The sequence below is a fragment of the Yersinia enterocolitica genome (assembly GCA_002082245.2).
Classification (GTDB): domain Bacteria; phylum Pseudomonadota; class Gammaproteobacteria; order Enterobacterales; family Enterobacteriaceae; genus Yersinia; species Yersinia enterocolitica_E.
The window spans coordinates 4,420,817-4,436,024 of sequence record NBTC02000002.1 but is presented as its reverse complement, the minus strand read 5'-3'; the positions used below and the strand labels follow the sequence as shown (position 1 = coordinate 4,436,024).

The window sequence follows — 15,208 nt, the reverse complement described above, 5'->3', positions numbered from 1 at the left end:
ATGAGCCGGATTTCAATATCTCTCTGCGATGCCCAATAAATCGGGCATGCTTAATCAGCAATAACCGTAATTCATCAGACGCTGATAACGACGATTCAATAATTCTTCGTCATTCAAAACATCCAGATCACTAAGATCAGCCAACAGTTGCGCCTTCAAAGCAGCAGCAATAGTGATGTAATCACGGTGTGCGCCGCCTAAAGGTTCAGGGATAACCGAGTCAATCATCTTTAATTCTTTCAGACGATGAGCCGTAATACCCATGGCCTCTGCGGCTAACGGTGCTTTATCAGCACTTTTCCACAGAATAGATGCACAGCCCTCTGGGGAGATAACGGAATAGGTGCTGTATTGCAGCATATTCACTTTATCGCCAACACCAATGGCTAATGCGCCGCCTGAGCCACCTTCACCAATAACGGTACAAACGATAGGAACACTCAGGCGTGACATCTCACGCAGGTTACGTGCGATGGCTTCAGATTGACCACGCTCTTCTGCGCCAACACCAGGATATGCCCCCGGTGTATCAATGAAAGTAATGATTGGCAGCTTAAAGCGCTCAGCCATCTCCATCAGACGCAGTGCCTTACGATAACCTTCAGGCGCTGGCATACCAAAGTTACGGCGAATTTTTTCTTTGGTTTCACGGCCTTTTTGATGACCAATGATCATCACCGGGCGACCATCCAGACGAGCAATACCACCGACAATAGCTTTGTCGTCGGCATAAGCGCGATCACCCGCCAGTTCTTCGAAATCAGTAAAGATATTAGCGATATAATCCAGGGTATAAGGACGACGAGGGTGGCGTGCCAGTTGGGCAATCTGCCATGCGCCGAGGTCCGAGAAAATTTTCCGCGTCAGCTCAACACTTTTCTCACGCAGACGCTGGACCTCTTCATCCAGATTAATATCTAATTTTTCGTCTTGACGGCTGACTGCAGTCAGCGAGTCAATTTTCGCTTCCAGCTCTGCAATCGGCTGTTCAAAATCAAGAAAATTCAGACTCATAGCATTCCTATTTTAGTCAAATTCCAGTTCCACCTGCTCATTACCTACCAGCGTTCGCAAATCTATCAATAAGCGATCGGTGGGCGTCACGCGCCATGTGGCTCCAAACCGCAGCCGGGCGCGAGCATCTTCCCGTTGGTAATAAAGATGCACTGGGATCGTCCCCGCTCGATGGGGTTCCAACGACTGACGGAGACGGTTCAAAAGCTGGTCATCAATTTGCCTGTCGGTCAGCGATATAGCAAGCCCACGGGCATATTTTTCACGAGCTTCACTGATGTCCATTAACTCACGGGCGGTCATTTTAAGTCCACCACTAAAGTCATCAAAGCTGACCTGTCCAGTGGCTATCAGGATACGGTCTTTTTCCAATAAATGCTGATATTTTTCCAATGCATCGGTGAATAGCATCACCTCCAGACGCCCGGAGCGGTCATCCAAAGTACAAATACCAATGCGATTCCCGCGTTTTGTTACCATAACCCTTGCAGCGATTACCAGCCCTACCGCAGTGGTCATTTTGCCCCGATCCGTCGGATGCATATCTTTCAAACGCAGCCCGCCAGCATAACGTTCGATTTCCTTTAGATATTGAGTAATCGGGTGGCCGGTTAGGTATAACCCCAGCGTTTCCCGCTCACCGTCTAAAACAATTTGTTCCTGCCACCGCGGCACATTAGCATAAGATTGCTCAACCTGCTCAGGTGCATCAGCCAATACGCCAAACATATCGGCCTGACCAATGGCCTCTGCTTTCGCATGTTGGTCTGCGGCTTTTAACGCTTCGCCTAAGGAGCTCATTAATGCGGCACGGTGCGGCCCCAAACGGTCAAAAGCACCGGACATGATTAACTTTTCTAATATCCGCCGATTCAGCTTTTTCGTATCGACGCGGGCACATAAATCAAACAAATCTTTGAAGTGACCGCCCTCTTTACGCGCCTCCAGTATCGCGTCGATCGGCGCCTCACCAACCCCCTTGATAGCACCAATCCCGTAAACAATTTCACCCTCATCATTTACATGGAAGTGATACAGGCCACTGTTAATTTCTGGTGGCAGAATCTTCAGCCCCATACGCCAACATTCATCAACCAGGCCAACGACTTTATCGGTGTTATCCATATCGGCGGTCATTACCGCAGCCATAAATTCAGCCGGATAATGTGCTTTTAACCACAACGTCTGGTAGGACACCAAAGCATAAGCAGCGGAGTGAGATTTGTTAAAACCATAACCGGCAAACTTCTCTACCAAGTCAAAGATTTTTATCGCCAATTCACCGTCAACGCCCTGACTTTTGGCCCCATCTTCGAATACCGAACGCTGTTTTGCCATCTCTGCTGGGTTTTTCTTACCCATAGCTCGACGCAACATATCCGCGCCGCCAAGGGAGTAACCAGACAGAACCTGCGCAATCTGCATAACCTGTTCCTGATACAGGATGATGCCATAGGTCGGCTCCAGTACAGGCTTCAGGGATTCATGTTGCCATTCGATATCAGGATAGGACAGTGCTTCACGACCATGTTTACGGTCAATAAAGTTATCTACCATCCCTGATTGCAGCGGACCGGGGCGGAATAATGCCACCAGAGCTATCATATCCTCGAAGCAGTCTGGCTTCAGCCGCTTGATAAGATCCTTCATACCTCGGGATTCAAGCTGGAATACTGCTGTCGTTTCCGAACGTTGCAGCATATCGAAGCTTTGCTTATCTTCCAGCGGAATAGAGGCGATATCTATCGGTTCTAGCCCAGTTTTGGCGCGCTTGGCATTGATCATCTCCAGCGCCCAATTAATGATAGTTAGCGTACGCAAACCGAGGAAGTCGAACTTCACCAGACCGGCATATTCCACATCATTTTTATCGAACTGAGTAACCGGGTTTTTGCCTTCCGCATCACAATATAGCGGTGCAAAATCAGTAATTTTGGTCGGAGCAATAACCACCCCACCGGCGTGTTTCCCAGCGTTACGTGTTACCCCCTCCAGCTTACGCGCCATATCAATCAGCGCCCTAACCTCTTCATCGGCTTCATAAATTTCAGGAAGTTGCGGTTCAGCGGCAAAGGCTTTTTCCAGCGTCATTCCAGGATCTGGTGGCACCAATTTTGAGATACGATCGACAAAACCATAAGGGTGGCCCAGCACGCGACCCACATCGCGGATAACCGCTTTGGCAGCCATCGTACCGAAGGTAATAATCTGAGAAACTGCATCGCGTCCATACATTTCGGCCACATGTTCAATCACCAGATCACGTTTCTCCATACAGAAGTCAACGTCGAAGTCGGGCATTGATACACGTTCAGGGTTGAGAAAACGTTCGAACAGCAGGTCAAATTCCAGCGGATCCAGATCGGTAATCTTGAGCGCATATGCCACCAGAGAGCCTGCACCTGAGCCTCGCCCTGGCCCTACCGGAACACCATTATCTTTAGACCACTGGATAAATTCCATTACTATCAAGAAGTAACCAGGGAATCCCATCTGGTTGATAACTTTTAGCTCAATATCGAGCCGCTCGTCATACTCTGGCCGTTTTTGCGCCCGCACTTGCGAGTCGGGGAAGAGGAATTCCAACCGTTCTTCCAAACCTTGCTTTGATTTTTCTACCAAAAAATCTTCCGTGCTCATCTCACCGGTAGGGAACTGCGGTAGAAAGTATTCCCCAAGGCGGATGGTGACGTTACAACGTTTGGCTATTTCAACACTGTTGAGCAGCGCTTCAGGAATATCCGCGAACAGCTCACACATCTGTTCTTCATCGCGCATAAACTGCTGAGGACTATAATTTTTAGGCCGCTTAGGATCAACCAATGTAAAACCGTCATGAATAGCAACGCGGATCTCATGGGCGTCAAAGTCAGACTCAACGATAAAACGCACATCATTGGTCGCAACAACTGGCAGGCCGCGCTCAGTCGCTAGCGCGACTGCCGCATGAAGATAGTTCTCTTCGTCTGGCCGACCGGTACGGATTAGCTCCAAATAGTAACTGTCAGGGAAATGCTCTTGATAAAACTCAAGACACTGATCAACCTGAGTCTGATTACCGCGCAGCATAAACTTGCCGACATCCCCCATCCGGCCACCGGATAGCAGAATCAGCCCCTCTTTATGCTTGATCAGCCAATCGCGATCAATTATCGGACCAGCTGCGCCATAACCACGTTGATAAGCTTCGGAGATCAATAAGGTAAGGTTTTGATAACCTTCATTATTGCGTGCCAACACAGTAAGGTGAGCCAACTCATCACCCAAGATTTCACTTTGCACGTAGAAATCTGCGCCAATGATGGGTTTAATCCCAGCACCGTGGGCGCTACCGTAGAATTTCACCAAACCACAAAGGTTAGTGAAGTCAGTAATGGCCAGAGCGGGCATACCTAATGCAGCAGCTCTCTTCACCAAGGGTCCAATCTTGGCTAATCCATCGATCATGGAGTAATCGCTGTGAACACGCAGGTGGACAAAACGAGGTTCGGCCATATCCAGATACCAGAAATTAGTGGATTGAATCACACCCGCAGAACAGAGTGTCTGAGGGCATCATAACTATGAGTGTCTTTCAGCGACAATACCGGCTTATATCAGCCCTAGCACGCGCTTAACCGGGCCAAAGCTGCGCCGATGGTGCTCAGTTGCGCCTAGTGCTGCCAGCCGCTCCAGGTGGAATGCTGTCGGGTAGCCTTTGTGCTGCGCAAAACCATACTCGGGGAAAATGAGATCCAGTTCAGTCATTTCACGATCACGGGTCACTTTAGCCAGAATAGAGGCGGCACTGATCTCTGCAACTCGGCTGTCCCCTTTTACAACGGCTAATGACGGCATCGCCAGTTTTGGACAGCGATTACCATCAATCAACACATAATCGGGTGTGATATGTAATCCTGCTACCGCTCTTTGCATTGCCAGCATTGTTGCATGCAATATATTTAGGTGATCAATCTCTTCTGGCTCAGCGCGACCAAGGCTCCAGGACAGGGCCTTATCCGTAATTTCGTCATAAAGTGATAGACGCCGCTTCTCACTCAGTTTTTTCGAGTCTGCCAAACCGACAATTGGCCGTGTCGGATCGAGAATAACCGCCGCAGTGACAACAGCCCCCACTAATGGGCCACGGCCAACTTCATCCACACCGGCAATAAAATTCGCCTGCGGGTATATAAAAATATCTGTCATCGACCTGCTAACTCCAATACCGCCTGTGCTGCCTGTTCATCCGCGCCACAACGGATGCTCTGATGCAAAATCAGGAAACGTTCTTTTAACGCCTCAACTGCATCACCACCTTGTAATAGCGGTAACAATGCATCGGCTAATGTTTGTGGTTGGCACTCTTGCTGCAACAATTCTGTCACCAGCTCTTCGCCTGCCAACAGATTCGGTAATGAGACATAAGGTGTTTTAACTAATCGTTCTGCTAACCAGAAAGTGAAGGGTTTCATACGATAACCTACCACCATGGGGCATTTAGCCAACATGCATTCCAACGCCGCAGTGCCCGAGGCGAGCAAGGTAGCATCACTGGCAATCATCGCCACCCGGGCATTGCCATCTAATAAATGGACGGATAAGTCAGGGGCAATTTCAGCTTTAATTCGTTCGAACTGCTCACGACGCTTGCTGTTAACCAATGGAACCAGCACTTCCAGCTCAGGCAGCTGTTGCCTCAAGATGGCAGCAGTACGCAGAAAATCGGCACTGAGCATTTCCACTTCTGAATGGCGACTACCCGGCAACAGGGCCAGACATGGCGCATGTAACGCAATCCCCAATTCTGTTCTTGCCGCTTGCTTATCAGGGATTAAAGGCATGGCATCAGCCATGGTATGACCAATAAAGCGACATGGAACATTGAAACGATCGTAAAACGCTTTTTCAAAAGGAAGAAAAGCCAACACCATATCGGTCGCTTTACCAATTTTGAAAACGCGTTTTTGTCGCCAGGCCCAAACAGAGGGGCTGACATAATGAATGGTTCGGATGCCACGCTGTTTCAAACGCCCTTCGAGGGTGATATTGAAATCAGGCGCATCGATACCCACGAAAACATCTGGGGAGAGTTCACTAAAGCGTTGGGTCAGATCTTTGCGGATCTTGAGTAACCGTGGCAAGCGTTCTAATACTTCAACAACGCCCATCACTGCCAACTCTTCCATCTCATACCAGGCTTCACATCCCTCAGCTTGCATCAACGGCCCAGCAACACCAACAAAGCGGGCATCGGGAACCTGAGCTTTCAGCGCACGAATCAACCCAGCGCCTAAGATGTCGCCAGAAGTTTCTCCGGCGACTAAACCGATAGTTAAAGGACGCCCGGTATTCGACGGACAATCAACAGCTAATGGGCTATTTTGCATAAGTTAGCGAATAATGCCGCGAGTAGAGCGCGCAAAGAAATCACTGAATGCCTTAACCGCCGGAACCTGCTCCGCCAATTCGGCAATTTCTGGTTTCACTTCATCCAGCGTCCGACCACTGCGGTACAACAACTTGTAAGCATTACGGATCGCATGAAGTGATTCTTTGTCAAAACCGCGACGTTTTAACCCTTCAATATTGATACCAAATGGTGTTGCATGGTTGCCCTGAGCAATGACATAAGGAGGCACATCCTGAGCAACGCCTGAACAACCGCCCACCATCACATGCGCACCAATCACGCAGAATTGATGGATAGCCGTCATTCCGCCAATGATGGCAAAATCGTCAATTTCCACATGACCACCCAAAGTTGCATTGTTCGCAAGAATGCAACGATCACCAATGATACAGTCATGGGCGATATGGGCATTAATCATCAGCAAATTGTCGCTGCCTACTTTAGTTAATCCACCACCTTGGACCGTACCACGGTGGATAGATACGCTTTCACGGATACGGTTACGCGAACCGATCTCAACGCGAGTAGGCTCGCCTGCATATTTCAGATCCTGATTCGCCTCACCAATGGAGGCAAATTGGTAAATCTGATTGTCACAGCCAATCTTGGTTACACCATTAACGACGACATGGGATTTCAGTTCCGTGCCAGCGCCAATTTCCACCTGAGATCCGACAAAGCAGAAGGGGCCAATACGAACGCCGGCACCAATAATGGCACCTTCTTCGACGATAGAACTTGGATGGATAATGGCGGTTTTGTCAATCACGTATCAGGACTCCTTAACTGCGGGTTCGACAACAACAGACTTTGCAACAACAGCTTCTGCTGGTGGGGTTACTGGTCTGCTACGAGCACACATCATCGTGGCAGTACAGACGATTTCACCATCGACTTTCGCAACACCAGTAAAACGGGTCAGACCACGGCGTTCTTTAACGAACTGAACTTCCATGATCATTTGATCACCAGGCACTACCGGACGTTTGAAGCGAGCTTCATCAATGCCAGCAAAATAATAAAGTTCACCCGGCTCAAGTTTACCGCGGCTTTTAAATGCCAAGATACCGGTCGCCTGCGCCATCGCCTCTAAAATCAGCACGCCTGGGAAGATAGGTTTACCCGGGAAATGGCCTTGGAAAAATGGCTCGTTGAAAGAGACGTTCTTCACTGCACGCAGAAATTTTCCTTCTTCGAAATCAAGGACACGATCTACCAGCAAGAACGGAAAACGGTGCGGGAGTAGATCCAAAATCTCTTCAATATGCAGAGTATGAGTGTCAGTAGTCAAAATACTCTTCCTGTCTAAAAAACTAATGCTATCAACAACACGGCCTGCACTGCCCCAAAAGGGAGGCATTAGGCAGGCCGCAAATTAGGAACTCTGTATACCCTTCGAACTTGACGCAACAACGGCGTAACTGCACGTATTTACCTGAATCACTTGACCACATAAGTTCATCAAGATTGATTTATTTTGTCAGGCTGCGACACCAATTTCTTTAAGTATCTACTTTTGGCATCACTTGCCAATAAGCTTAATTATTGACTCAGAGTATCAGTCTTGAGTGACTACTCTTTATCGATTTTACGCTCAATAGCTTTTAAGCGTTTATTAATTCCATCGATATTCATCACTAAAGCAGCGGTCTTGCGCCAAACTTTATTTGGTTGTAACGGAATGCCGGAGGAGTATAACCCAGGTTCAGTGATTGGGCGCATCACCATTCCCATTCCGGTGATGGTGACTTTGTCACAAATCTCCATATGACCATTGATCACACTCGCGCCGCCTATCATACAATAGCGGCCAACTTTCAGACTGCCTGCCATGATAACACCACCCGCAACTGCGGTATTGTCGCCAATCACAACGTTATGTGCAATCTGACATTGGTTATCAATGATGACGCCATTACCAATAATGGTATTATCTAGTGCACCACGGTCAATCGTGGTACAAGCGCCAATCTCAACACGGTCACCAATATGCACTGAACCGAGCTGTGGAATTTTTATCCAATTACCACGATCATTTGCATAACCAAAACCATCTGCACCAATGACCGTACCGGATTGAATCAAGCAGTTCTGCCCAATAACAACTTCATGATAAACGGAAACATTGGCCCACAAACGGCTACCAGCACCAATGTGAGTATTCTTGCCAATAAAGCAGCCAGCACCGATAACCACATTATCGCCTAGCACAACACCGGACTCTATCACTGCATTTGCACCGATAGAAACCTTCTCTCCCAACGTTACCAGTGGAGCGATAACTGCACTCGGTGCAATATCCTGGGCCGGTTGAGGTGTGGTATCCATTATCTGAGCCATACGTGCATAGGTTAAATACGGATTTTTAACCACTAGAGCTGCAGATTTACAGAAAGGTAAGTCAGCCTCAGTCAATACCACCGCACCTGCATTACAAGTAGCGAGTTGTTCTTGATAGCGGCTATTTGACAAAAACGTGATTTGCGAAGGCTCGGCGGAATGCATAGAAGCGATGCCGGTGATGACGAGATCGCCATCACCGTACACCTGTGCATCCAACTGCTGAGCTAAATCAGCCAGTCGAATTGAAGGCATGTTTTATTTAACCTGTTTCAGCACGTCAGCAGTGATATCTTTAGAAGGGTCTGCATATGCAACAGCATTTGCATCAATCACCACATCATAACCACCTTTGCTAGCAACAGATTTAACAGCATCCTGAATACGGCTCAGAATTTTGTTACGCTCTTCCATCTGACGACGGCGATTATCTTGCTCAAAAGCCTGGGCTTTAGTAGAGAAAGTTTCACGCTGTTTCATTACGTCGCTTTCCAGCTTGGTACGATCACTGGCTTTCATGGTAGAACCGTCACGTTGCAGCTTCTGCATTTTAGTTTGCAGGTCGCGCTCCATTCCTTGCAGTTCGGTTGCACGGCCTTTGAATTCATTCTCCAGCTGCTTAGCTACGGTTTCACGCGCAGGTAATTGTTGGAAAATGCTGGAAACGTTAACAATAGCAATCTTGTCAGCGGCTTGAACGCTGGCAGAAGCTGCCAATGCTAAACCAAGACCTGCGGCACACAACCACTTTTTCACTATAAACTCCTTACCATTACCCGTTTGTGTCAGAGACACCTTGAAGTGCACTTAATACTGAATAGTGCCTAAAATAGCGCCAAACTCACTAGCGCTACCTTAGGTTATTTCAACTACCAGTGCTGTCTTTAAAATTCAGAACTACTTTGCCAATCAATTACCAAGTCTTACCAATGTTAAACTGGAATTGCTCTGACTTATCACCTTCGTAATCTTTAACCGGTTTAGCATATGAGAACACTAATGGACCCAATGGCGACATCCATTGTAATGACACACCGGCAGACACACGAATATTACTCGCCTTACTGTAATCAGGTACACCAGCAGCACGCGTCAGTGCGGTATTTTCCCAGTTAGTATCCCATACAGTACCTGAGTCAATGAAGAAGGAGGTCCGTACAGAGTTTGAGTATTTTTCACTGATAAACGGCGTCGGTGTAATCAGTTCTAAACTGGCCACCGCCATCGCGTTACCACCAACCGCATCGGTTGAATCTCTGATGGTCCCATTAGCATTATAGTATGCCGCTTTAGGACCGATATTATTTGATCGGAAACCACGGACAGTGCTGGAACCACCGGCATAGAAGTTCTCATAGAATGGCATCTCTTTCGAACCGATACCGTCGCCATAACCCAAGCGACCACGGCCTAAGAGCACCCATGAATGATCTTCATCTAACGGTTGGTAAGCAGATGTATCGAAAGTGATTTTATAGAACTCGTTATCAGAGCCAGGTACCGTCACTTTGGTATTAACTGATGATTTAACCCCTGACGTTGGGAAGAAACCACGGTCAAGGTTGTTATAAGTCCAACCCAGATTCAGTGTGAAGTCATCCGCTGTGAAGCTGGCACGATCAGTCAGATTAGGATCTTGACCAACAGAGTCAAGATATCGCCACATCGCGACTTGTGGTTCCATGTCAGACAGGGAGTTATGGACGTAACCTAAACCAACCCGTAATGAGTTATTCTCATTAATTGGGAAGCCTAAAGTACCGTCAATACCATAACTGCTGTTGGTATAGCCAGACAGGTCTGCGTTATCTGCTTTAAAATCATTATAGAAGATACGCCCGCCCAGACTTACACCATCAACGGTGAAGTAAGGGTCAGTTAAGGTAAATTCAGCATAAGTCTGATAGTCGTTCTTCGTACCATTAATACCGACGGTATTACCAGTACCCAACCAGTTATCTTGCTGAACCCCAACCTGGAAGCTGACACCACTTTCTGTGCCGTAACCAATACCAAAGTTTAAACTACCGGTATTGCGTTCCTTGACTTTATAAGTGACATCGACCTGATCAGCAGTTCCTGGAACACGTTGAGTTTCAACATCAACGGTTTCGAAATAGCCCAGACGGTTTAAACGTTCTTTGCCCGCTTCGACCTGATCATTACCCAACCATGCACCTTCCATCTGGCGCATTTCACGGCGCAATACGGAGTCTTTACTGGTGTCATTACCTTCGAAACGAACATTGCGGACATAGAAACGGTTACCCGCATCTACGTTGATATGCAGTTTGACTGTTTTATCAGCATCGTTAATTTCTGGTTGAGAGACCACACGCGGATAAGCATAGCCATAGCGGCCCAACATCTTCTTGATGTCTTCTTCAATGCGTGTGACTTTACTGCCGTTAAACAATTCACCCGGTTCAATCGCTGCCAGCTTATCCGCTTCAGATTGATGCCCTGCAAGATTACCGCTCACAACAACGCTATTAAGCTTGTATTGATCGCCTTCGGTAATGTTGATGGTGATATAGATGCCTTTTTTATCTGGCGTCAAACTCACCTGAGTAGAATCGATATTAAATCGGGCGTAACCGCGATCTAAGTAGAAGCTGCGCAAGATTTCGAGATCACCGGCTAGCTTCTGCTTCTGATATTTACGATCACCAACCACGTTCCACCATGGCACTTCATCACGCAATTGGAAGCGTGAGATAAGCTCATCAGTTGTGAAACTGTGGTTACCTACGATGTTAATCTGCTGAATTTTTGCAGAGACACCTTCGGTAAAGACCAGTTTGATATCAACACGATTACGCGGTAGCGGTGTAACAACAGCCTTCACTGAAGCGCTGTATTTACCCACACTGTAGTAGAAGTCTTCGAGTCCTTTTTCAATGCTGGATATAGTGGTACGGTCCAGGGCTTCGCCAACCCGGACGCCAGAGGCTTCCAGATTCTGCTTAAGCATGTCATCTTTCACCGCTTTGTTACCGGAGAAAGTGATGCTGGCAATCGTTGGGCGTTCTTTGACTTGAACAATCAGCGTATCACCATCGCGCAGGACACGAACGTCCTCGAAGTTGCCTGTAGCAAACAACGCACGGATAGTTTTACCGATGTCATCATCACTGACGGTATCGCCTACGCGAACCGGCATATTAAGTAACGCCGCACCGACGGCGACCCGTTGCAGGCCTTCGAAATGAATATCTTTCACTACGAACCCGTCTGCACCGTATACGGTGGCGCTGCCAAACAGCAGCGACGCTATGAGCAACTTTTTCATCGCCATCGTTGTTATGCGTTCTTCCTAACCTATCCCCAGCCGTTAAAGACGGGAGAAATCATTGAAAAGTGCAAGCCCCATTAATAACACCAGCAAAATCGAGCCGATGCGATAACTGAAGTCCTGTACTCGCTCAGAAACCGGCCCACCCTTCAGCTTTTCTATCGCCAGGAAGAGCAGATGTCCACCATCTAATACCGGTAACGGGAACAAATTGATAATGCCCAAGTTGACACTGATTAGTGCCAAAAACATCAGGTAATACACCAATCCGTACTCAGCTGAAACCCCAGCGCCTTGTGCAATAGATATCGGGCCACTCAAGTTATTCAGTTTAACATCACCAGTAATCAGTTTACCCAACATGCCTACCGTCAACCGCATCAACTGCCAGGTTTTATCCCCAGCTTGGTAGAGTGCCGTGAACGGGCCATATTGGCGAATCGTTCTATATTCATCCGGAAGCGGTATAACTTTCGGCACTACACCCGCAAAACCTTCATTGCGGTTTTCTCCAACCGATTTTGTATCTGGTATTAAGGTTAAAGACAAGGGGGTACCACCCCTTTCAATATCTAACACCAGTGGCTTACCGGGGTTATCACGAACCTGTAAAACAAATGTTTGCCAACGATCCAGTGGCTGACCACCAACTTTAACTATCCTATCCCCTGCTTGTAAACCTGCCTTTTGTGCCGCAGACCCGGTTTGAACTTCAGCCAAGACAGATTCAATCTGCGGGCCTCGTGGAATAATACCCAACGCCACGACAGGATCTTGCTTATCAGGCTCGAACTGCCACTGTTGTAGATCCAGTGTCTTTTGCACCACATTAGCAGAACCAAATGGTGCCACACCCACCTGTGTTTGTTTATCACCGATTTTGCCGACGAGGGCCAAACGAACAGAATCCCAGTCAGGCGTTTCGATACCATCTACAGACTTAAGTTCCATTCCTGGAGAAATATTGGCTTGTGCAGCAATGGATTGTGGCGAAATGTCACCCACTACCGGGCGCACACTTGGCACACCAATGATAAACACCAGCCAGTAAGCAATGACAGCAAAAAGGAAGTTGGCAATAGGGCCCGCGCTGACGATTGCCGCGCGTTGCAAAACAGTTTTATTATTAAAAGATTGATGACGAAGCTCAGGAGCAACAGCTTCAACACGCTCATCTAGCATCTTAACATAGCCGCCCAGCGGGATAAGGGCGATAACATACTCGGTACCTTGACGATCCGTCCGACGCCACAGCGCTTTACCGAAACCAATCGAAAAGCGTTCGACACGGACACCACAGCGCCGCGCCACCCAAAAGTGACCGAACTCATGCACTGTAATTAAGATCCCCAGTGCGATAATAAACGCGGCCAGGCTCCAGAGTATGCTCATCATATTCCCTAAACTCCCCGTCAGTGACGGATTAAAACACTAACAGCATTAAGCAGGCAAATACCGGCACAGCTGCGGTCAGGCTATCGATACGATCCAGTATCCCACCATGACCAGGAATCAGATGACCACTGTCTTTGATTCCCGCTTCACGTTTAAACATACTTTCGGTCAAATCGCCAAGTACTGAGGCCAATGCAGCCACCACGGAACAGATTAACAGTTTTTCCGGGATGATATCCAACGGAGCATAACGACCGAACAACCATGATATCAGAGCTGATGTCAGTAAACCGCCAATTAATCCTTCCCAGGTTTTACCTGGTGATACTTTAGGCGCTAATTTATGTTTACCGAATAATTTACCAAACATGTAAGCGCCAGAATCCGCACCCCATACCAAAAGCATCACATACAGCAGCCACCAGGCGCCGATATGGTGGTTCTGCTCATAACCATACTGACGTAATGCCACCATGCCCCAGAAAAAGGGAACAATAGTCAGAACGCCGAAAATTATACGTAACAGACGTGAATCGCGCCACAACGCCGCAGAGCGTGGGTAAGTAAGCACCAACAGCAATGCTGCGACCCACCAGCCCATAGAGAGCCAGAGAGGGACACTCACTTGTGGTAGATGAGCAGAATGCTGATAGGCAGGAAGGCTAAGCAGCATTGAGATCAGTAGAAAACCACAAAGTATGGCTAACCAAATACGCTGAGAACGACTGGCGAACCCAGCTAATTGCCCCCACTCCCAGGCTGCAAGCATACAGACAAAGAGAGTAACAATAGCAAAACCAACCGGCGGAAGCAGGAACAGGGCACCAATGACAACCGGAATCAAAATCAAAGCAGTTATGAGACGATACTTCAGCAAAAGTTCCCCCTAGGATGCAGTGGCATCGATAGGTGTAGTTCCCCCGAAGCGACGCTCGCGTTGTGCAAATGCATTCAGCGCACCTTCAAAGACATGTTCATCAAAATCAGGCCAGAGTACATCAGTAAAGTAAAGTTCAGCATAGGCAATTTGCCATAACAAAAAATTACTGATGCGATGTTCACCACCGGTTCTGATCACTAAATCCACCTCAGATTGCTCATGCAGGCAGATATGCGAGTTTAGCGATTCTTCACTGATATCTGTGGGCTGCAACTCACCTTGCTGTACTTGCTCAGCTAGATGGCGCACACCCTGAATAATATCCCAACGGCCACCATAATTGGCAGCGATGTTGAGTTTCAGACCGTCATTGTCGGCAGTTAGCGCTTCTGAGCGACGGATCCGTTGTTGTAAACGTTCACTAAATCGACTGATATCACCAATAACAGATAAACGAACATTATGTTTATGCAGACTTTTTACTTCACTGTCCAGCGCACGAACAAAAAGCTCCATCAGAGCGGTGACTTCCTGAGCAGGGCGATTCCAGTTTTCACTACTGAAAGCATAAAGCGTGAGCGCATCCAAATGATGATTGGCAGCAAAACTTACTGCACGACGAACTGATTTCACTCCCGCTTTATGACCGAAGACCCTTAATTTACCCCGATTTTTAGCCCAACGCCCATTACCATCCATAATGATAGCGACATGACGCGGAATCAGGGGGCACAAGTTAGCCCTATCTTCATTTACAGACGACATAATGCGAACTCATTTCCTCAATAAATCAATTGTTCGTCCCGAACATTAGGCAGTAAGCCCACAAAAAAAGCCGTGTACCAAGTCACGGCTTCTTAAGTGACAGCCAAAATAGACGGTTTAAATACCT

At 47.7% G+C, this 15,208-nt stretch carries 12 protein-coding genes; all 12 read right to left on the bottom strand.

The genetic code is table 11. From position 1 onward, the window contains the following. Positions 1–54 precede the first annotated feature (54 nt). Positions 55–1,014: an acetyl-CoA carboxylase carboxyltransferase subunit alpha gene (locus tag A6J66_021645; protein ID PNM26526.1), complete on the bottom strand. Its 960-nt coding sequence runs from the start codon at positions 1,012–1,014 to the stop codon at positions 55–57. A 12-nt stretch (positions 1,015–1,026) separates the two neighbouring features. Beyond that, positions 1,027–4,509 carry a DNA polymerase III subunit alpha gene (locus A6J66_021640; GenBank protein PNM26525.1) on the bottom strand — a complete coding sequence of 1,161 codons (3,483 nt, stop codon included), beginning with the start codon at positions 4,507–4,509 and terminating at the stop codon, positions 1,027–1,029. Positions 4,510–4,605: 96 nt separating this feature from the next. After that, positions 4,606–5,202, bottom strand: coding sequence for a ribonuclease HII (locus tag A6J66_021635; protein PNM26524.1), 597 nt, complete (start codon positions 5,200–5,202; stop codon positions 4,606–4,608). Then, positions 5,199–6,383, bottom strand: a complete 1,185-nt coding sequence (locus A6J66_021630; protein PNM26523.1) for a lipid-A-disaccharide synthase — start codon at positions 6,381–6,383, stop codon at positions 5,199–5,201. The genes A6J66_021635 and A6J66_021630 overlap by 4 nt, the downstream gene beginning before the upstream one ends. Positions 6,384–6,386: 3 nt before the next feature. After that, the gene (locus A6J66_021625) at positions 6,387–7,175 is read right to left on the bottom strand and encodes an acyl-ACP--UDP-N-acetylglucosamine O-acyltransferase (GenBank protein PNM26522.1); all 789 of its coding nucleotides are present in this window, start codon (positions 7,173–7,175) and stop codon (positions 6,387–6,389) included. Between the two features lie 3 nt (positions 7,176–7,178). Continuing rightward, entirely contained in the window at positions 7,179–7,697 is a 519-nt protein-coding gene (gene fabZ, locus A6J66_021620) for a 3-hydroxyacyl-[acyl-carrier-protein] dehydratase FabZ (protein ID PNM26521.1), read from the bottom strand. Positions 7,698–7,978: 281 nt separating this feature from the next. Next, positions 7,979–9,001, bottom strand: coding sequence for a UDP-3-O-(3-hydroxymyristoyl)glucosamine N-acyltransferase (lpxD, locus tag A6J66_021615; protein PNM26520.1), 1,023 nt, complete (start codon positions 8,999–9,001; stop codon positions 7,979–7,981). Between the two features lie 3 nt (positions 9,002–9,004). After that, positions 9,005–9,502, bottom strand: coding sequence for a molecular chaperone Skp (locus tag A6J66_021610; GenBank protein PNM26519.1), 498 nt, complete (start codon positions 9,500–9,502; stop codon positions 9,005–9,007). A 157-nt stretch (positions 9,503–9,659) separates the two neighbouring features. Then, positions 9,660–12,044, bottom strand: a complete 2,385-nt coding sequence (bamA, locus tag A6J66_021605) for an outer membrane protein assembly factor BamA (protein PNM26518.1) — start codon at positions 12,042–12,044, stop codon at positions 9,660–9,662. A gap of 36 nt (positions 12,045–12,080) precedes the next feature. Then, on the bottom strand, positions 12,081–13,436 hold the full coding sequence (locus tag A6J66_021600; protein PNM26517.1) for a sigma E protease regulator RseP: 1,356 nt from the start codon (positions 13,434–13,436) through the stop codon (positions 12,081–12,083). 28 nt (positions 13,437–13,464) lie between these two features. Then, positions 13,465–14,313, bottom strand: a complete 849-nt coding sequence (locus tag A6J66_021595; GenBank protein ID PNM26516.1) for a phosphatidate cytidylyltransferase — start codon at positions 14,311–14,313, stop codon at positions 13,465–13,467. A gap of 9 nt (positions 14,314–14,322) precedes the next feature. Further along, positions 14,323–15,081 (bottom strand): (2E,6E)-farnesyl-diphosphate-specific ditrans,polycis-undecaprenyl-diphosphate synthase, encoded by a 759-nt coding sequence (locus A6J66_021590; GenBank protein PNM26515.1) that lies wholly within the window; start codon positions 15,079–15,081, stop codon positions 14,323–14,325. Between the last annotated feature and the right edge of the window lie 127 nt (positions 15,082–15,208).